The organism is Acinetobacter terrae (genome assembly GCF_002135195.1).
GTDB classification, from domain to species: Bacteria; Pseudomonadota; Gammaproteobacteria; order Pseudomonadales; family Moraxellaceae; genus Acinetobacter; species Acinetobacter terrae.
In genome coordinates, this window is sequence record NZ_NEGF01000002.1 from 84,838 (window position 1) to 104,280 (window position 19,443).

The following is a 19,443-nucleotide window of genomic DNA, read 5'->3' on the forward strand; positions in this document are numbered from 1 at the left end:
TTTAGACTTGCGAGTATTTCTAATTCAGGAAATACTTCGCACTCACCATGCTCCGCTACCGATACAACCTCTGGCTTGATTAAAGAAATAAATATTTATGAAGAAAATCCTGTGTTTTTCTCTACTTATAAGCTTACCGTTAAGTGCTACTTATAGCGCTGCACCTAAAGCACCAAAACAACTCTCGGTTCAGAAAAGCGCAGCCCTTCCCGCGCATTTAACCACACGCATTCAGTGGAGTAAATTTCCACGTCCAAGCTATAAAAATGAAGATTTAGAAGATCAAAACCGTAGCGCGATTATACGTATCTATGCAGATGAAACCGGCAGTATTAGCAAAGCCAGCGTACAAGAAAGTACTGGCTTAACGCATTTAGATGACCTGTTAATTAAAGCGGTTCGTGAAGCACAGGTAAAACCCTATGTCGAAAATAATACTGCCATTGCACAAATTGGCTATCAAACCTTTAGCCTTAAACTAAGCCAAGAAGATGATGCGGAAGTTTGCCAATACAACTTTAACTCTAAAAACTGGCAAGCTCAGCAGCAAGACAAGAAAGCACCCTTTTCATATCGTGCTCAACCCGCTTTGGATATCGACTCTGAACAACTCAATGGGCACAATCGTGCGGTTAAATTCACCTTTAAAGTGAATAAACATGGTGATGTGAAAAAAGTAAAAGTGAAAAATGGTTCTGGCATTTACGCTTTAGATCAACAAATTGTGCGGGCTGTTTCAAATGCAAAAGTAGATGTGCCGCGTAAATATTGGGTTTATAAAAAATCGACCCTTAAAGATGAAATCAAGTTCAATTTAGATCAATGTCAGTAATTTAAATACTGATCTCAGATATAAAAAGAGATGCGCAATGCATCTCTTTTTTAAAACATTGAAAAAGCGCCATAGATAAATAAATAACGCCCTACTTTCGCTAGACTCACCATCAATAAAAACTGCCAAAATTTTTCTTTGAGCAAGCCCGCAATCAAGGTAATCGGATCGCCAATAATGGGTACCCAACTCAATAGCAACGACCAGTAACCATACTTTTGATAGATTCCCTGTGCTTTCAACATTTTCTGCTCTGAAACAGGAAACCATTTTTTATCTTTATAGTGTTCAATTTGCAAACCTAGCCACCAGTTCACACAGGAACCCAAAATATTTCCCAAGCTTGCAACAAACAGCAACCCAATAACTGAATGACTACCTTCAGCCAACAGCGCCAATAAAACGGCTTCGGACTGTAATGGCAATAAAGTCGCTGCGCCAAAGGCAGAAATAAACAGTAAAGTGTAGGACAGCATTATGTGAATAACGGTTTAAAGACCCAACTTTTTCTTGGTAGATTTATATTCATAAATAGACCAAACAATGAATAAAGCCATCACCAACCATCGCGTCAAACTATAACGATGAGCAATCACGCTAAATATTTCTTTAGATACTGATGGATCATTGGCTTTTAGCGTCTCTGCCAATGACTGCATATGAACCACTTCAGCAATAAATAACAATAAGCAAGCTGCAATACCAAAGATAATTGCCCAATAAATTTTCTTATTTGTTTCAATAATCTGCGTTAAATTTAAGAAAAAGTCTTTCATAGCCATGAGGTCCAATAAAAAACCACCGCAATGGGTGGTTTATTTTTGCGAGATTTAAGCGGTGTTATTCCGCAATCTTAGCACAAAAAACATTTTTCAATTTTTACCATCAGGCATTTACTTGAATTGCCAAAGCACGTTGCACTGCTGGACGGGCGGTCAAGCGATCTACATATTCTTTCACATATGGATAATCTTCGAGTTGAATCTGCTGCCATTCATAACGCAAAATCCACGGCAAAATTGCCATATCGGCTATTGAATATTCACCCGCCACGTACTTCTGACCAATCAACTGCTTGTTCAACACACCGTACAAACGTTTGCTTTCATTGATATAACGATCAATTGCATAGGGGATTTTTTCAGGCGCAAATTTACCAAAATGATGATTCTGCCCAAGCATCGGACCCAAACCGCCCATTTGCCACATCAACCACTGCTCAACTTCAACACGTTGCTGTTCATCCTCTGGATAATACAAGCCTGTTTTACGCCCTAAATATTGTAAAATTGCACCAGACTCAAATACCGAAATGGCTTCGCCACGCGGGCCATCCTGATCGACAATTGCCGGAATTTTATTGTTTGGAGAAATACGTAAAAAATCAGGTTGAAACTGATCATTTTCCATAATATTGATGGGAAAAATTTGATAATCCAAACCCATTTCTTCTAAAGCGATTGTAATTTTATGACCATTGGGCGTTCCCCAATAATATAGATCAATCATGTTTTCTACCTTTTGCCGTTCTCGTTTTGCATGACATTATTGAACTGTGCTCATACTTATAGCATGTTTTATATTGATAAATCATTAATCTTCACTGAAGTTTAAAACACAAAAAAATTAAATATAACCAACTGTTTTTATTCAATATTATAAATTTATAATTTTTTTAATTTGAATTCTTGAAAGCACTAAAAACAGTACAATATATAACAGAGAGCAATGATCTTTTAAGATATCGTTCCTCATACTGTTGATGTAATGCATAACAGAGTTGCAATCTTTTTATAAAAATTATTTTGAAATTAAGAGGTTATATCAATGAGCAATATCAGCCTTACTCCTCTCTTCCGTCGCAGCATTGGTTTTGACCGTTTCAATGATCTATTCGATTACGCCATGCAAAGCGACACACCCAATTATCCGAACTATAACATTGAAAAAACAGGTGATAACAACTATCGAATTGTCGTTGCTACAGCTGGCTTTAATGAAGATCAACTTGAGATTAATCTTGAAAATCAGCTACTCACAATTACGGGTAAAGCTGTTGAAGAAAAGTCAGATACTACTGTTGAATTTTTACATAAAGGAATTGCCAGTCGCTCATTTAAACTGTCGTTACGCTTAGATGAACATATTGAGGTACAACAAGCAAATTATGAAAATGGTTTATTGAAAATAGATTTGCAGCGGTCTGTTCCTGAAGAAGCCATGCCGCGCCAAATCCCGATTGGGCGTAAAGCCAATGAACAGTTAGAAACTGCTAAAACTGAATAAACGCTAAAAAGACCCGTCATTGACGGGTCTTTTTAATGATTAAGGCTGCCTATTAAAAAATAATGTCCATGAAAAACACGACAATCAAATCTTAAAACCTAGTGATTCAAATTTAAAATATACTGCAAGATAAGAATACAAAAATGACAATCTATCTTTGCAGAAAAACAGGTAAAAAATGAATTATTCAAGACAATCCAATATTGGCCCATTTGCGATCTTAATCGCCTTTATCTGTTTTATTACACTGATTATTTTGATTCTGTTCGGTTGGCCGCATTATAAAGTTTGGAAACAAGGCATGGATGGTCAAGCAGCATTGGCAGAAGCTGAGCAATCGAAAATGATTCAAGTTCAGGTCGCCAAAGCAGAATTGGAAAGTGCCAAATTGCGTGCAGAAGCCATAAAATTAGTCGGTCAAGCCGCGAAAGATTATCCTGAATACCGTAAACAAGAATTTATTGGTGCCTTTGGCGAGGCATTACGTGATGGCCGTATTCAGCAAATTATTTATGTACCGACCGAAGCCAATATTCCAATTGTGGAAGCCGGTAAAAACAATAACCCTCTACAATAAATAAAAGATACAAGCATAAAAAAAGCACTGCATTGGCAGTGCTTTTTTTATCAATGGATCAACGCGTGCTTATTTTTTACGTTTCGGCCCAATGAGCATGCCCATTTGACGACCTTCCATTTTTGGTGCTTGTTCGACTGTACCGAATTCAATTACATCTGCTTCAACTTTTTGTAATTGAGCAAGACCTAATTGTTGGTGAGCCATTTCACGACCACGGAAGCGCAAGGTAATTTTTACCTTGTTCCCTTCCTCTAGGAAACGAAGAATTGCACGTAACTTGATGTTGTAATCACCAATGTCTGTACCAGGACGCAACTTAATCTCTTTAACCTGAACTTGATGCTGTTTTTTCTTCGCATCTTTTTGCTTTTGCTTCAGATCGAATAAATGTTTGTTAAAGTCCATGATTTTACAAACAGGCGGCTCTGCATTAGCAACGATCTCAACAAGATCAAGCTCAACTTCTTCTGCAGCGCGCAACGCTTCAGCTAAAGAAACGATGCCCTTTTGCTCTCCTTCAGCACCAACGAGACGTACTTCTTTTGCACGGATCTCGTCATTCAATGCAGGACGATTGCTTTTAGCACCTTGTTGTTGGTTACGGTCAGGCTGTTTAATCTTTATTACTCCACAATATACCGGCCACGTTCGGCTACGGCTGCTTTCACTAGGTCAACGAAGGCATCAATTGACATAGTACCTAAATTTTTTCCTGAGCGGGTACGGACATTCACGGTACCTTCCTCTACTTCACGGTCTCCAAGAACCAGTAAGTAAGGAATACGCTCTAAAGTACGTTCACGAATCTTAAAGCCGATTTTCTCATTTCTCAAGTCAGAAATGGTACGAATTCCACTTTCTTTAAGTTTAGCGACGACTGACTCACACGCCTCAGCTTGTGAATCGGTAATATTCATTACACAGGCTTGAACTGGTGCTAACCATGGTGGCATGAAACCAGCGTAGTGCTCAATAAGAATACCAATAAATCGTTCAAAACTACCCAGAATTGCACGGTGCAACATCACAGGCTGATCACGATCATTATCTTCTGTTACATAAGATGCGTCTAAACGCCCTGGTAAGTTGAAGTCACACTGAATAGTACCACATTGCCAGATACGGCCTAAACAGTCTTTTAACGAGAATTCAATTTTCGGACCGTAGAATGCGCCTTCACCGGGTTGTAAATCCCAATCAAGACCAGCAGCATCTAAAGCATCTGCCAAAGATTTTTCCGCCATGTCCCAAAGTGCATCTTCACCAACACGTTTTTCAGGACGAGTCGACAATTTCATTTGTACTTCTTCGAAGCCAAAGTCTTTGTATACATCTAGTGTCAATTTGATAAAGTCTGCAACTTCCTGACCAATTTGTTCTTTAGTACAGAAAATGTGCGCATCATCTTGAGTAAAGCCGCGAACACGCATAATGCCATGTAATGAACCCGATGGTTCGTTACGGTGACATGAACCGAATTCTGCTAAACGTACTGGAAGATCACGGTACGATTTTAAACCCTGGTTGAACACCTGCACGTGACAAGGACAGTTCATTGGTTTAACCGCGTAGTTACGGTTTTCAGAATGCGTGGTGAACATATTGTCTGCATAGTTTGCAGCATGTCCTGATTTTTCCCACAGCGTAAAATCAACCACTTGTGGGGTACGGATTTCTTCATAACCATTGTCTTGTTGAACTTTACGCATGTACTGTTCAAGGACTTGGTAAATGGTCCAACCGTTCGGATGCCAGAACACCATACCCGGTGCTTCTTCTTGCATATGGAACAAATCAAGCGCTTTACCAATTTTACGGTGATCGCGTTTTTCTGCTTCTTCAATACGTTTTACATAAGCTGCAAGCTGTTTCTTGTCTGCCCAAGCTGTACCGTAAATACGTTGTAACTGTTCATTCTTCGCATCACCGCGCCAGTAAGCACCAGAGATTTTAGTCAGCTTGAATGATTTTAAGAATTTGGTATTTGGAACATGCGGACCACGGCACATATCCAAATAATCTTGATGGTAGTACAAGCCCATTTGTGTTTCTTCAGGCATGTCTGCAATCAAGCGTAATTTGTATTCTTCGCCACGTGCTGTGAATTCTGCAATCACTTCGTCACGTGGAGTCATTTTTTTCACGACTTCATAGTCTTGATCGATGAGCTTTTTCATACGCTCTTCAATCGCTGCCATGTCGTCTAATGTGAATGGACGTGGCATCCAGATGTCATAGTAGAAACCTTCTTCAATGACAGGACCAATTACCATTTTCGCTTCTGGGAACAATTGCTTAACCGCATGGCCAACCAAATGCGCGCATGAGTGACGGATAATTTCGACACCGGCTTCGTCTTTAGGCGTAATAATTTGTAGTGTTGCATCTTCAGTGATGAGATCAGACGCATCGACTAAACGGTCGTTAACACGACCAGCAACTGTATTTTTTGCAAGACCAGGACCAATGCTAAGTGCAACGTCCATCACAGATACGGCGTGATCAAACTGTTTTTGATCGCCATTGGGCAAAGTGATAATTGGCATAAGAAATCCTTAAGGAGTGATGCCCCGTACCATGGGGCATATCACCGCGAGATTATGATCGAGGAGAACCTCAAAAGATAAAAACGGTGGATAAATAAAAATCGATTAGAATTTTACACGTCTTATCCCTTCGATTAAACCTTTTCCCCGAATAAAATTCGGCTTCACAATCAAAATTTAGCTCTAGGCGGATATATGAAGTGATGATTTATGGTTTAAACGACACTGTATTTACTCTCGACAGGTTTCCCAAACTTCAAATTTCCTCTGTTCATAGGCATAGAGCTTGGCGAATTGCGGAATAAGTGCTTCACTCTGTTGCGGCCTTAAAAACACATAATCATCGACAGCAATTTCGTACTGTTTGGGAACCTGAAGCATTTCCTGATTACTACTGCGACCATACAAAAGGTGCGGCTGACTTTTTTCAGGATAAATATAATCCGCTCGCCAATAACCGCCATAGACAAACAAAGCTTGATAATGATGCGGCAAAAGATTCAACATGTCCAAACCGGGTAATTGGCTATATGGCAAAACTTTCAACACAGGTGTGGCAATCCAGAGTGCACTCTTTAAAGCAGATAAATTGTCCAGATCGAAGTCACTTGGCTTCACGAGCATTGAACCAAATGCTAAATCATTACATTCACTCTGTTCGCAATGCTGCATAAAGGTTGGACTGCCACCACCGTTAAAGCACAGATCTTCATGCCATAAATTGGGGAATTGCTGCTGAATAATGGCTTTGTATTGTTGATAAATTTGTTGCGATTGTTGATAACTTTTTTCAGGACTTTTTATGATTTTTGGCAACTTGGCGACGTGCGCGTCATAGCCCATCAAACCAGAGAGTTTTAAATGCCTTGAATGCAGTTGAATCAGCTTGAGCAAAGCCACAATTTGCTGCGAATTTTGTACTCCACCACGATGCAACCCGACATCAATTTCAATATTTACATTCAAACTGATGTCGAGTTGTTGAGCGAGCTGCAGATATTGTTGTAATCGCCCCAAATCATCAATCAGCCATTGAATATAAATTTCGTGTTGAGCATTGCTTTGATAAAATGATTCCACTGCCCGGATCGGCATCGGCTTACCCAGCAAAATATCGGCTTGCTCAAATGTCTGGATAATCTTTGCAATATGCGGAAGATGAAACACCATAAAACGCTGAGTATTGAGCTTTTCACTGGCCAGTTTAAGCAGCTGCATACTAGCCAAGGATTTCACTACCAAACGCGGTTTTAACTGAACAGATAGTCTCGACCGCACAAAATCCAAATTATGTTGATAGGTTTTTAAATCTAAAATCAGCTGCGGCGTGCCTGTTCCCTGCTGTTTTAAATCCTGTGTTAATTGCTGAAAATAATTCGATTGCATCGCCATTTCCTAATTTTCAGGCAAAAATAATTGCTTTAAATGTGGATTGAGCCATTTTTGATTGGGATCGAGTCGCTGACGCAACGCCATAAAATCATCCCATTTCGGGTATAAATCGCGAAGTGAAGCTGCGGTCATGGAATGCAATTTCCCCCAGTGTGGTCGCCCCTGATATTTCTGTAAAATGGGTTCAACCAAATCAAATACGGCGTGATAATCCTGTTTATGAAATTGATGAATGGAAATGGATACCGAATCACGTGCGTAAAAAGGACTCAACCAAATATCATCGCCTTTGACATAGCGAAATTCGATCGGGAAAAACATCGGTACTTGATGTTTGCGTAAAGTATGTAAAACCTCCTCCAGACACTGCAAGCCTTGCTCAACCGGAATCTGATACTCCATTTCATTAAATTTGGTATTGCGTGGAGTCGGAAAGATTTGATTTGACCAATCTACATAGCAAGTCGGTTTTACAAACACGCTCAGCAGTTTTTGCAGATAGGGATTCGTAGCAGGCAATCTTCGCGTTAATTCCGAACATAAGGTCAGCAAGGTATCTTCCGAAGGCCATGCATCCTGTCTGGGCTGAATCGCATCATCGGTTTCATCCAGTGTTTTTAACATTACCTGATCAGAATGAATAAATGCCCAAAATTCAATATGGCGATGCTGATATTTCCAGTGATCGATATTTGCAAATACCTCCTGTAGCGGACACAGTCGGATCTGTTCTTTTAATTTATATCTGGGCCGATTTTGCAGGGTAATTTTTGTCAGTATACCCAAGCTGCCCAATGCCACTCGTCCGGCCTGAAATATGTCCGTGTTCTGCTGACGATCACATTGCAGTAGCTCACCATCTGCGGTCAGTAATTCAAAACCTTCAACAAAAGCAGATAAACACGGTAAATCAACACCCGTGCCATGCGTTCCGGTAGAAATGGCGCCCGCCAGACTTTGCTGATCAATATCTCCCTGATTGGGCAAGGCCTGATTGATCGGGGCAAGATATTCACCTAAATCATATAAACGTGTACCCGCTTGTACTGTACATTGGGTTTGATCTTCATCAAAGGTAACTACGCCCTTGAAATGATCGAGATTGATCAGCACCGCATCTGTCTTGACTAAAGCACTGAACGAATGCCCTGCTCCCACTGCACGAATGTGTGCATGCGACTTCAGCAGTTTTTTTAATTTATTGATCTGTCTGGGCTTAAAAATTCCAGCAGAGCCATACTGACTCCCTGACCAATTTCGCCACACTTCATCCGCCTGTTGTATTTTCATTATTCTTCCTTGGCTGATATTATTTTAATTGCTCAACTAGAGTAAAATACCTAAAAAATCAAATATGGGAACCCATGAGTTCAAAATACTTGAGTACCATGAAATAATTTATTTAATATTCAATATGTTATAAATTATAAAAAAACACTCGACTAAAGCATAAATGCAACATTGATGAGAAGTGCATATCTTTTCAACAGGATATGAAAACAAATATAGAATGGAGTTTGAAAATGGTTAGCGCATACGATGAATTACCGCGTACCCCCGCAAATTTTGTAGCGTTGTCACCTTTACGCTATCTTGATCGTGCAGCGTATATCTATCCAAATCAGAATGCGATTATTCACGGTAAGCGTCGTATTACCTGGCGTGAGAAATATAATCGTTGCCGTCAGTTTGCCAACCAACTCCAAAAATTAGGCATCGGTAAAAATGATACCGTTTCTGTACTGCTGCCGAACGTCCCTGCCATGATTGAAGCACATTTTGCTGTCCCTATGGCAGGTGCTGTATTAAACACATTAAATACGCGCTTAGATGCCAAGACTCTTGCATTCATGCTTGAGCATGCTGAAACCAAAGTGTTATTGGTCGATCCTGAATTTACTGCGCTTGCTACAGAAGCACTCGCACTCATTAAACAAGACATCTATGTGATTGATGTGGCCGATGCAGAATATGAAAATGCGTCGACACCAATTGGTCAAGTTGAATATGAAGACTGGATTGCCCAAGGCGATGCAAATTTTGAATGGCATTTACCACAAGATGAATGGGATGCGATCAGCTTAAGTTACACTTCTGGAACCACGGGCAATCCTAAAGGTGTGGTTTACCATCACCGTGGTGCCTACATTAACGCAGCCAGTAATATCATTGCTTGCGGCATGATGCCTCGTGCAACCTATTTATGGACACTGCCCCTGTTCCACTGTAATGGCTGGTGCTTTGCCTGGACCATGGCTGCTAACGGCGGGACCAACGTCTGCTTGCGTAAAGTCGATGCTGAACTGATCTTCAAACTAATTGCTGAACATAAAGTGGATTATTTCTGTGGTGCGCCAATTGTCTTGTCGATGCTGATCAACATGCCTGAAGAGAAAAAGACCAAGCTTGATCACCGTGTCGAAGTGATGGTGGCGGGTGCCGCGCCTCCAGCAGCGATCATTGAAGGTATGCGCAATATTGGCGTTAATGTTACCCATGTATACGGCCTGACAGAAACTTATGGTCCTTCTGCACTCTGCGCATCACAAGCCGGCTGGAGTGATTTGTCGATTCAAGAACAAGCACAATTGCACTCACGTCAAGGTGTTCCATATCCACTTCAAGACGGCATGAAAGTGCTTGATCCTGAAACCATGCAAGAAGTTCCGCATGATGGTCACACCATGGGTGAAATTATGTTCCGTGGCAACATCGTGATGAAAGGTTATCTGAAAAATCCTGAAGCCACGGCTGAAGCCTTCGCTGGTGGATGGTTCCATACCGGTGACCTTGCTGTTTGCCAACCCGATGGCTATGCAAAAATTACCGACCGTTCCAAAGATGTGATCATTTCTGGTGGTGAAAATATTTCATCGCTTGAAGTGGAAGAAGTGCTATATCAACACCCTGCTGTACTCACTGCGGCGGTGGTGGCAAAACCTGATCCACGTTGGCAAGAAGTTCCATGTGCCTTTGTGGAACTGAAAGAAGGTAAAACAGCAACACCTGAAGAACTGATTGAATTCTGCAAACAACATTTAGCACGCTTTAAAGTGCCTAAAGATCTGGTGATTACAGAAATTCCAAAAACATCGACCGGGAAACTGCAAAAATTTATCTTGCGTGATTGGGCAAAAGAACGTGCCACAGGTGAATTTAATTAATTTCTTCTGATCGCCCACTAACTTCCATCCCAGCCTTCCTCCTACAAGGAGCTCCCTCTCCTGAGCAAGTTTTAAAGCACTGCTTTAAAACGCAGCGCAAGTGAGGGTTAGAGAGAGGTTATATACATCGAAGAAATATGTGATTTTTACTTAGCTGTATAAAAAAATCAGTTATTTGAAAGATATTTTTTGGGATAAAGGTCAGCCCTCTCTCTAACTCTATTCCTGAGCAAGCGATAACGCACTGCTTTATCGCAAAGCGCAAGAGAGGAATCTTAAGGCATAAAAAAGCGACTCATATGAGCCGCTTTTTTATTTCTATTACTGAACAAAGAATCAGTTATCTGAAATCAATGCCACTTGCTGAATATAGTTAAATAATTTCAACTTAGAGGCAGCTACTTGTTCTTCAGGCAACTGTTTGGTGATATCACGCTGAATACGCAAGATATGCTGACGAATCGGATGATGTTCAGCCGCATTATGCGCTTTCATGAATTCTTTGATTGCTGGATCACCCTGTGCAATCATTCGGTCAACCCAACGCTGCAATTGTGCGGTTTTTTTCGCACCTTGTTGCGGGGTTAAATAAGACAAAATCACTGCCTCATCTTCATTACGCAATAATTTACCAATACGTAGAAATTGGCGACGGCGTGCTTCATGTGACGTAATATTACGTACGTCTAACAACGCATCAATTAAACGCTCTTCCACAGGGAGTTTCTGAATTTGTTTAACATTCAGTTCAGAGAGTTGTTCACCTAAAGCAGCCATACGCTGAACTGCTTTTTTTTGTTCGGTTTTGCTTGCACGTCCTTCTAAAGTTTCAAAGTCATCTTCAGTAAAACGCTGTTGCGGTCGACGTGCCACGATTAATCTGCCTCGTAAAATTTTGCTGCAAATAGTGCCTGAATTTCAGATAAAGCTTGTTCTTCATCTGCACCTTCAAGCACTAAACGTAAAGTTGTGCCTTTGCCTGCACCGAGCATGAGCAAGGACATAATATTTTTTGCATCGACTAATTTGTCACCTTTACCAATTTGAATCGATGAACGAAATTTGGTGGTAACTTCAATTAGCTTTCCAGACGCACGCGCATGTAAACCTAGTTTGTTAATTACGTCAACAGTTGTGTCAATCATGACCAGTGCTTCATTTCCCTGTGTAAGACCTGAATAGACCATTTTGCCTCAAGAGCCTTTTTGAGTCTATCCACAATATATACTGAACGGTGCTGCCCTCCCGTACACCCAATCGACACTGTCATATAGTGACGATGCCCCTCTGCAAAGGCAGGCAACCATTTATCTAAAAAATGATAAATGTCTTCGAACATTTCGTTGGTTTGTTCACTTTGCAGCAAAAACTGTTGCACAGGTAAATCTAAACCTGAATATTTTCGCAATTCCAGATCCCAATGCGGATTAGGCAAATGACGTACGTCAAACACATAATCGGCATCAAGGGGAATACCGTGTTTATAACCAAAAGATTGTAAAATTAAAATTAAGTTATCGGATTGTCCAAGTTTAGACAACAAAGTGTGCTTTAGATCATGCACACTTTTATCACTGGTATCAATATGAACTGTGGAACGTAATTGTATCGGAAGCAATAAGGTTTTTTCTTCCTGAATACACTGAATCAAACTTTTAAAACGACTTGCTAAGGGATGTGGGCGACGCGACGCACTAAAACGGGAAATCAATTGTTGATCTTGGGTGGTCAAATAAATGATATCCACAGAGCCATGACGTTGCAGCTGTTCAAAAACATGATCAAACTCTTGTAAATCTGCACGGGTACTGCGTACATCCACTCCTAAAGCCAATTGTTCTAAATTATTTTCACTATCCAGTTTAGCGACAATTTCAGGCAGCAATGCCAATGGTAAATTATCAATGCAGTAATAGCCCAAATCCTCAAGCACCTGCAAGGCAGATGATTTCCCTGATCCGGATTGTCCTGTAACGATTAAAATACGCTTCATGGCAAGGCTGTCCTATGACTAAATTTTACGCAGTACACTTAACTTGCAAGTTATCAATCAGTCGGGTTGTGCCTAATTTAGCAGCTACAAACAAAACGACATCCTGATCAAATGCTTCAAGTTTGTGTAATTCCGGAGTACGTGCTTTCACATAATCCACAATAAAACCAGATTGTGTCAACTTTTGCTTAATACTTTCTAACACTTCTACTAGAGCAACACCATTTTGCAATTCTTGTTCCGCCGCTTTTAAACTTTGGTAAATTGTCGGGGCAATCTGACGATGTTCTTCACTTAAATAACCATTACGCGAACTGAGTGCCAAACCATCTTCCGCACGGGTAATCGGCACACCAATCACTTCTAATGGAATATTCAGATCACGTACAAACTGACGAATCACCGCCAGTTGCTGATAATCTTTTTGTCCAAAGAATGCAAAATTCGGTTGCACCATATTAAACAGTTTAGTCACCACCACAGCTACACCATCGAAATGACCTGGACGCTGTAAGCCACATAAATCGTTGGTAATTTCAGACACAGTAATATTGGTTAAGCGTGGTTTATTGCCGTACATTTGCTCAACGCTTGGTGCAAACACAATGTCACAGCCCACATCTGCCAACAAATGGCTATCCTGTTCTAAAGTACGCGGATAATTTTCAAAATCTTCATTTGGACCAAACTGAATGGGATTGACAAAAATACTGACCACCACGACATCACATATCTTGCGTGCTTCACGCACCAGGTTTAAATGACCTTCGTGCAAATTTCCCATGGTCGGGACAAAACCAATAATTTTTCGTGCCGATCGAGCTGGACTAAGTGAAGCGGTTAATCCTTGAATAGTGGTTTCAGTTTTCATGTTTACAGCTCGACTTGAAAAGTTTGTTCTTTAGCAGGGAAAGAACCATCCTGTACTGCAGCATGGTAGGCTTTAAAAGCATCCAGAATTGCAGTTTCCCCTGCCTGTTCTTTCATAAAGTTACGTACAAATTTAGCCACGCGACCAAAGGTCAAGCCCAGCATATCTTGAACGACCAGCACTTGACCGTCGGTATCTGCACCCGCACCAATCCCAATCACAGGGATATGCGGGAACAGTTCACTAATTTCTTTACCTAATTGTGCCGGCACACATTCTAATAATAATAATGCAGCACCCGCTTCTACTACGGCTTTACAATCTGCAATCAGTTGATCCGCTGCTTCACGGGTACGTGCCTGTAATTTATATCCGCCAAAGACATGAACAGATTGTGGCGTTAAACCTAAGTGTACACAGACTGGAATGCCATTACGTGTCAAAACAGTGACAGTTTCACTTAACCAGGCACCACCTTCCATTTTGACCATTTGCGCGCCAGCTTGCATGACGGTTTTTGAGCTTATCAATGCGTCATTTAAAGTGGCATAACTCATAAATGGCAAGTCAGTCATAATAAAGGCATGCTGATTACCACGGCGTACCGCAGCGGTATGGTAAGCCATATCTTCCACAGTCACAGGCAGGGTTGAATCACGGCCCTGGATCGACATCCCTAAAGAATCACCAATTAAAATGCTGTCGACTTCTGCAATTTCCATTGCCTTGGCCATACTGGCATCGTAACAGGTCAGACAAGAAAATTTGCGTCCATTCGTTTTAAATTGTCTTAAGTCGCTGAGACTAATCATCAAGATGTTCCTCTAACACGTTCCAAGAACATGCCTAAATTAAATATTTGACCAAGTTTCATCATCCAGAACGATCAGGGTTGGATGTTGAACCACGGGTAAATCTTTTAATCCTTGTGCTTTAATTTGTATATTTGCATCTAAATCTAACAAGGGGATAACCACAAAATCACGTTCGAACAGTCCCACATGTGGAACGGTTAAACGCTCATTTTGAATGTGTTCTTGACCATAGACCAATAAGTCTAAATCTAAAGTACGCTCGCCCCAACGACGTAAACGCACCCGACCTGACTCCTGTTCAAAACGTTGTAACTCATCCAATAAAACCAAAGGCACTAAATCAGTTTCTAGCTGTACCACCGCATTTAAATAATTTGGTTGGTCTTGTGGTCCCATGGGTGGACTTTGATATAACTTGGATGTTTTCACGGTTCCAAGCGTTGCCAGTTTTTGCACAGCTTCAAGCAAAATCTGGCGTGAATCACCCAAGTTACTGCCTAAACCAATATAGGCGACTGTGCTCATTGTGTCGGTCCAAAAACAACTTGGCTTAAATCACGTTTTACACGTTTACGTTTTAGAATTGGATGGTCATATGCAATCTCTGAACCACCTGCAGAAACGGTTTGAACAGGTCTATCCGGTCGGGTTCTGCTCTTGCGTTCACGACGGCGTGGTTCAGGCTCGTTTACCAAAGGCTCAATTTCTACAGAGACGGATTTAGGTTCAATCACATCTTCTGTTGCAGCTTTACGACGACTTTTTGCACGTTGACGATTGTATTGACTAATAGCACGTTCTTTTTCATCCGTACTCATCAGCTGATATGAATCCCACCACATGCCCATACCTTGGGTGGTGTTGTCGCCTGACTTCTCACGAAGCAACAGGAAATCGAAGCCGGCACGGAAACGTGCATGGGTCGACAACGCTTGGATTTGTTGTGGTTTTGGATTGAGCAAACGGGTTTGCATTTCCCAAACTTCACGAATAAAGGTTTCTGCAAAACGTGGAATGATGGTACGGGTGGCCTGACGCTTTAATACATCCAAGCCCGCTTGTGCACGTGCTTCTGCAGCAACAACACCTTTACTGAGATAAAATTCACAACGTTCTAAAAAGGGCTTCCACAGCAACACTGCATAGAAAAATGCAGGGTTAATGGTTTTACCTATTTGAATACGCTGATCGGTATTGATGGCGGCACGTTCGATAAATGTCGAAATATCTGGACGGATATCGGCAAACAGCTGACGCCAGATATCAAAATCGATCAGCATTGGGAGCACACGGTTCAAATGGCCCATGGTGAACAATTTCTGCGATTCGTCATATAAACGATGCGGAGAAATATCACGCAACAACTGGGTCATTTCAGGGGTGAAAATCTCTAAAATTTCAGGTGCAATGCTGAAATTTAATTTTGCCGCGAAACGTAAAGTACGCAGCATACGCACTGGATCTTCTTCAAAACGTAAAGTCGGATCGCCCAATAAGCGTAAAGTTTTATTTTCTATATCATCAATTGCATTACAGAAATCGAGCACGATCCCTTTACGCGGTTGGTAATACATCGCATTAATGGAAAAATCACGACGGACAAAATCTTGCTCAATCGTGCCCCAATTATTGTCACGTAAAATCATGCCTGAAGCAGAAGTGACTGCTTTTTTAGGCGGTGCACGGAATGTCGCAACTTCGATCAGTTCTCGGCCTGAATAGACATGAGCAAGCTCAAAACGTCGTCCAATAATACGACAACGCCGTCCGAAAACTTCTTTCACTTGCGCCGGTGTTGCATCGGTGACTGCATCAAAATCTTTGGGATTGAGACCCAACATTAAGTCACGGACACCGCCACCGACGATATAAGCTTCAAAGCCTGCCTTATTTAAGGCATCGATAACATCTAATATGGAAGAAGGTAATTGAGCGGTTGATAAACCACATTTTGACGCGCGCAAAGTTTGCAAAAGACGCTGTCTCCTACGTCTGAACGTAAAATATCTAAGATGACGCTAATCATATATCTAACACAATCAAAGGGCAATTTGATTATCTCAATGCTAAATATATTGTTTGGCTCTTCTTGACTGCTTGACCTATGAATTACAGGCTTAATCGTTCTTTATTCTTGGCAAATAAAGCGGGTCCAATCCCCTTCACCTGCTGTAATTCCTCAATGTTTTTAAATTTTCCATTTTTTTGACGATAGGCAATAATTGCTTCCGCTTTTTTTAAACCTACCCCGGACAACTGTTGTAACTGTTCCAGATTGGCTTGGTTCAAACTTATTTTAGCCCCAGTGGATGCCTGTAAAGCAGGTTTCGCCAAATAATAATTTTTTGGCGGAGATACATGCGGTATTTTTAAGCGTGCATCTTCGGCTTCCTGTTCAGCCTTCCATTTTAAGTATTGTTGGTCAAACTGTTGAGCATAACCGGTCGTTCCGCTCAGCACTGACATCAATACACCCATATAAAAAATTGCATTCAGGATCTGTATTATTTTTTTCATTATCGGCCTTTTATTTTAATTGTTGTTTTGCCTGCTCCCAGAGTCGATCCATTTCTTCTAAAGACAGCGTCTCAATTTTTTTATGTTGTTGCTGAGCGTGATCTTCAATGAAAGCAAAACGGGTTCTAAATTTATGAATAGTGCTTAAAAGCGCCATTTCACTGGAAAGTCCCAGTTTACGTCCAACATTGATGAGTGAAAACAAACAATCACCAAATTCATCGAATATTTCGTCGGAATTTTGATTTTGCATGGCTTGTTGCAGCTCTTCTAGTTCTTCATTCAGCTTGCCATAAGCGCCTGCTACATCAGGGAAATCAAAGCCAATTTGTGCCGCATTTTTTTGAATTTCATGTGCTTGTTGAATTGCAGGACCATGCTTGATGTCATCCAATCGTGATTGGGCTTTGCCTTGTTTTTCTTGTTGTTTAATTTGTTTCCAAAGCACCGCCACATCATCTGAACTGAGCTGTGAAAATTGCTCTGCCTGAAATACATGTGGATGACGACGAATTAACTTTTCAGTAATCGCATTTACCACATCATTAAAATCAAAAGCCCCGACTTCACTATACATTTGTGACTGAAAAACAACTTGCAGTAGCAAGTCACCGAGTTCATCGCGTATCTCGTCTGTATTTCCTTCCCTGACTGCTGCTTCTACCTCATACGCTTCTTCGATGGCGTATTTGGTGAGGCTTTGTGGTGTTTGCTGCTGATCCCATGGACATTTTTCACGTAACTCACGCATTACTGTCAATAATTTATCCATGTTTTCATCACTCCAATCATTTTGAAAAAGTCCGTTTTTCGCAGTCAATATTTGTTATGCTCAACTAAAATCTTTAAAAACAAGCGCTACAAAAACAAAACTGAAAGGAAAAAAATATATGCACAGTATCTTTATTAGTGGTGCAGCACAAGGAATTGGGGCCGCAATTGCAACACTGTTTTATCAACATGGCTATAAAGTCGGCATCTATGATATTAATGTCGTTCAAGCGCAAAAACTTGCCCAGCACTTGGGGACAAATGCTAAAGCTGGCCTACTGGATGTTTGCCATTATGAACAATGGCAACAGGCTTTAAATGAATTTCAGGCTTGGGCAGGTGAAATTAATATATTAGTTAACAATGCAGGGATTCTCTATTCAGGGGCTTTCGAGCAGACCGATATTGCAGCGCATCAACGAACTTTCAATATCAATGTTAACGGGGTTGTAAATGGTTGCCATGCCGCTTTACCTTTTCTAAGACAGGCATCTTTTGCACGTGTGATTAATCTATCCTCTGCTTCCGCCATTTATGGACAACCTGATTTAGTCTCGTATTCAGCCAGTAAGTTTGCGGTTCGCGGTATTACCGAAGGGCTAGATATTGAATGGCAGAAATATGGTATTCGGGTTTTAGATGTCATGCCCTTATTTGTTCAAACCGCAATGGTTAAAGAGATGGATGCCGGCAGCATCCAAAATATGGGTGTGCATTTAACTGCTGAAGATGTCGCACAGACAATTTACGCACGTGTGCAAGCGAAAGATTCTCTATTTACCAAAACCCATGAACCTGTGGGTCTTAAGACCAAAATTATGTTCAATTTATCCAAAGTCAGTCCGCAGTTTGTAAACCGCATGGGCAATAGGTTTTTAGCTCGCCGTAAAAATAAAAAGTCTGAATTTTTCAGACTTTTTTATTTTTATCATCTAACGACTGTATCTTATACTATCAATAAAATCGCTCAGATATTTAAAATTAAAGGGTGATTTCCTGAGTTTTTGATGCGGATGATTCAGGCGCTTTAAATTCAATTCCTGCTTTTTTCAATAATTTAGGATATTCCACAATAGCCATTGTAGAGTTTTTAGCAATGCCCGATACATCACCTAATAGACTTTTAGCATCGACTAAAGATAGGCCCGTATTTGACAGTCCGGTAGGATTAGAAAGTAAACTCATCGATACTTGTTTACTATTTACTACTAGCTCACGTGCGGATAGACCTGCAATTACAAAGTTAGACATTGATTTCAATAGAAGCTGCTTTTTCTCGCTATTTAAAGCTGCAAGCTGTTCAACTGTATTTTCTTCATCTTTTTTAGATGCATCTAATACATTTGCAGATAGCTTAGTAATTTCTTGCTGAATAGCCTGCTTTTCTTTGACATCAGATGTGGTTTTAAAGCTATTTAATTTGGTTTTTAGCTCCTCAGCATCTTGTTTATTGGCAAGCACATAAGCAAGTGCAGCACGACTTTCTATAAACATTTGATTGGTTGCTTTTGCTTGAGTAAAAAAGCCAGTTAGATCCATATTTGAAGAAGACACACCAGTAGCAGATTCTGTTAATGTCGAAGCAAGACTACTGAGTGAACCAAAGCCTGCGTAGACGCTTGAAGCCCCCATTGATGCTGTTATTGCTAAAACAATCGCAATTTTTTTCATACGTC

22 protein-coding genes are annotated in these 19,443 nt (G+C 40.8%); 5 read left to right on the plus strand and 17 right to left on the minus strand.

Features of this window, described 5'->3' with window-relative positions:
• Nucleotides 1–97 precede the first annotated feature (97 nt).
• The gene (locus tag B9T23_RS02760; RefSeq protein WP_086192905.1) at nucleotides 98–832 is read left to right on the plus strand and encodes an energy transducer TonB; all 735 of its coding nucleotides are present in this window, start codon (nucleotides 98–100) and stop codon (nucleotides 830–832) included.
• A gap of 50 nt (nucleotides 833–882) precedes the next feature.
• Here B9T23_RS02760 and B9T23_RS02765 read toward each other — a convergent pair whose 3' ends face one another.
• The 3 genes from B9T23_RS02765 to B9T23_RS02775 all read right to left on the minus strand — a co-directional run bounded on the left by B9T23_RS02765 (nucleotide 883) and on the right by B9T23_RS02775 (nucleotide 2,341).
• Nucleotides 883–1,305 carry a YqaA family protein gene (locus B9T23_RS02765; protein ID WP_086193115.1) on the minus strand — a complete coding sequence of 141 codons (423 nt, stop codon included), beginning with the start codon at nucleotides 1,303–1,305 and terminating at the stop codon, nucleotides 883–885.
• 18 nt (nucleotides 1,306–1,323) lie between these two features.
• Nucleotides 1,324–1,614: a hypothetical protein gene (locus tag B9T23_RS02770; protein WP_322853551.1), complete on the minus strand. Its 291-nt coding sequence runs from the start codon at nucleotides 1,612–1,614 to the stop codon at nucleotides 1,324–1,326.
• A gap of 103 nt (nucleotides 1,615–1,717) precedes the next feature.
• Complete coding sequence (locus B9T23_RS02775; protein ID WP_086192907.1) at nucleotides 1,718–2,341, minus strand: glutathione S-transferase N-terminal domain-containing protein; 624 nt, start codon at nucleotides 2,339–2,341, stop codon at nucleotides 1,718–1,720.
• 318 nt (nucleotides 2,342–2,659) lie between these two features.
• On the opposite strand from B9T23_RS02775, the gene B9T23_RS02780 reads away from it, so the two are divergent.
• Nucleotides 2,660–3,118, plus strand: coding sequence for an Hsp20 family protein (locus tag B9T23_RS02780; protein ID WP_067721957.1), 459 nt, complete (start codon nucleotides 2,660–2,662; stop codon nucleotides 3,116–3,118).
• Between the two features lie 178 nt (nucleotides 3,119–3,296).
• Complete coding sequence (locus B9T23_RS02785; protein WP_143222495.1) at nucleotides 3,297–3,695, plus strand: hypothetical protein; 399 nt, start codon at nucleotides 3,297–3,299, stop codon at nucleotides 3,693–3,695.
• A gap of 69 nt (nucleotides 3,696–3,764) precedes the next feature.
• Here the strand turns inward: B9T23_RS02785 and infC are convergent, their stop codons facing one another.
• The 4 genes from infC to B9T23_RS02805 all read right to left on the minus strand — a co-directional run bounded on the left by infC (nucleotide 3,765) and on the right by B9T23_RS02805 (nucleotide 8,926).
• Nucleotides 3,765–4,316 carry a translation initiation factor IF-3 gene (gene infC, locus B9T23_RS02790; protein WP_067721967.1) on the minus strand — a complete coding sequence of 184 codons (552 nt, stop codon included), beginning with the start codon at nucleotides 4,314–4,316 and terminating at the stop codon, nucleotides 3,765–3,767.
• A gap of 5 nt (nucleotides 4,317–4,321) precedes the next feature.
• Entirely contained in the window at nucleotides 4,322–6,244 is a 1,923-nt protein-coding gene (gene thrS / locus B9T23_RS02795) for a threonine--tRNA ligase (protein ID WP_086192908.1), read from the minus strand.
• Nucleotides 6,245–6,475: 231 nt separating this feature from the next.
• Nucleotides 6,476–7,630 (minus strand): alanine racemase, encoded by a 1,155-nt coding sequence (locus B9T23_RS02800; protein WP_086192909.1) that lies wholly within the window; start codon nucleotides 7,628–7,630, stop codon nucleotides 6,476–6,478.
• A gap of 9 nt (nucleotides 7,631–7,639) precedes the next feature.
• Nucleotides 7,640–8,926, minus strand: coding sequence for a D-arabinono-1,4-lactone oxidase (locus B9T23_RS02805; protein WP_086192910.1), 1,287 nt, complete (start codon nucleotides 8,924–8,926; stop codon nucleotides 7,640–7,642).
• 233 nt (nucleotides 8,927–9,159) lie between these two features.
• On the opposite strand from B9T23_RS02805, the gene B9T23_RS02810 reads away from it, so the two are divergent.
• Nucleotides 9,160–10,800 (plus strand): acyl-CoA synthetase, encoded by a 1,641-nt coding sequence (locus tag B9T23_RS02810; RefSeq protein WP_086192911.1) that lies wholly within the window; start codon nucleotides 9,160–9,162, stop codon nucleotides 10,798–10,800.
• A 336-nt stretch (nucleotides 10,801–11,136) separates the two neighbouring features.
• Here B9T23_RS02810 and yjgA read toward each other — a convergent pair whose 3' ends face one another.
• The 9 genes from yjgA to mazG all read right to left on the minus strand — a co-directional run bounded on the left by yjgA (nucleotide 11,137) and on the right by mazG (nucleotide 17,768).
• On the minus strand, nucleotides 11,137–11,673 hold the full coding sequence (yjgA, locus tag B9T23_RS02815; RefSeq protein ID WP_067721982.1) for a ribosome biogenesis factor YjgA: 537 nt from the start codon (nucleotides 11,671–11,673) through the stop codon (nucleotides 11,137–11,139).
• Nucleotides 11,674–11,675: 2 nt separating this feature from the next.
• Entirely contained in the window at nucleotides 11,676–11,945 is a 270-nt protein-coding gene (locus tag B9T23_RS02820; RefSeq protein ID WP_010325935.1) for an HPr family phosphocarrier protein, read from the minus strand.
• Nucleotides 11,942–12,793 carry an RNase adapter RapZ gene (gene rapZ, locus B9T23_RS02825; RefSeq protein ID WP_086192912.1) on the minus strand — a complete coding sequence of 284 codons (852 nt, stop codon included), beginning with the start codon at nucleotides 12,791–12,793 and terminating at the stop codon, nucleotides 11,942–11,944. The genes B9T23_RS02820 and rapZ overlap by 4 nt, the downstream gene beginning before the upstream one ends.
• Before the next feature lie 25 nt (nucleotides 12,794–12,818).
• Nucleotides 12,819–13,664, minus strand: a complete 846-nt coding sequence (panC, locus tag B9T23_RS02830; RefSeq protein ID WP_086192913.1) for a pantoate--beta-alanine ligase — start codon at nucleotides 13,662–13,664, stop codon at nucleotides 12,819–12,821.
• Between the two features lie 2 nt (nucleotides 13,665–13,666).
• Nucleotides 13,667–14,476, minus strand: a complete 810-nt coding sequence (gene panB / locus B9T23_RS02835; protein WP_086192914.1) for a 3-methyl-2-oxobutanoate hydroxymethyltransferase — start codon at nucleotides 14,474–14,476, stop codon at nucleotides 13,667–13,669.
• A gap of 39 nt (nucleotides 14,477–14,515) precedes the next feature.
• Nucleotides 14,516–15,004, minus strand: coding sequence for a 2-amino-4-hydroxy-6-hydroxymethyldihydropteridine diphosphokinase (gene folK / locus B9T23_RS02840; RefSeq protein WP_086192915.1), 489 nt, complete (start codon nucleotides 15,002–15,004; stop codon nucleotides 14,516–14,518).
• Entirely contained in the window at nucleotides 15,001–16,452 is a 1,452-nt protein-coding gene (gene pcnB / locus B9T23_RS02845; RefSeq protein WP_086192916.1) for a polynucleotide adenylyltransferase PcnB, read from the minus strand. The genes folK and pcnB overlap by 4 nt, the downstream gene beginning before the upstream one ends.
• Nucleotides 16,453–16,588: 136 nt before the next feature.
• A complete protein-coding gene (locus tag B9T23_RS02850) occupies nucleotides 16,589–16,945 on the minus strand; it encodes a ComEA family DNA-binding protein (RefSeq protein ID WP_228139698.1) in 357 nt (118 codons plus the stop codon).
• Between the two features lie 61 nt (nucleotides 16,946–17,006).
• Nucleotides 17,007–17,768, minus strand: coding sequence for a nucleoside triphosphate pyrophosphohydrolase (gene mazG / locus B9T23_RS02855; RefSeq protein WP_086192917.1), 762 nt, complete (start codon nucleotides 17,766–17,768; stop codon nucleotides 17,007–17,009).
• A 118-nt stretch (nucleotides 17,769–17,886) separates the two neighbouring features.
• On the opposite strand from mazG, the gene B9T23_RS02860 reads away from it, so the two are divergent.
• Entirely contained in the window at nucleotides 17,887–18,759 is an 873-nt protein-coding gene (locus B9T23_RS02860) for an SDR family oxidoreductase (protein WP_086192918.1), read from the plus strand.
• On the opposite strand, the gene B9T23_RS02865 is transcribed toward B9T23_RS02860, so the two are convergent.
• Nucleotides 18,749–19,438, minus strand: a complete 690-nt coding sequence (locus B9T23_RS02865; RefSeq protein WP_086192919.1) for a hypothetical protein — start codon at nucleotides 19,436–19,438, stop codon at nucleotides 18,749–18,751. The genes B9T23_RS02860 and B9T23_RS02865 overlap by 11 nt on opposite strands.
• Nucleotides 19,439–19,443 lie beyond the last annotated feature (5 nt).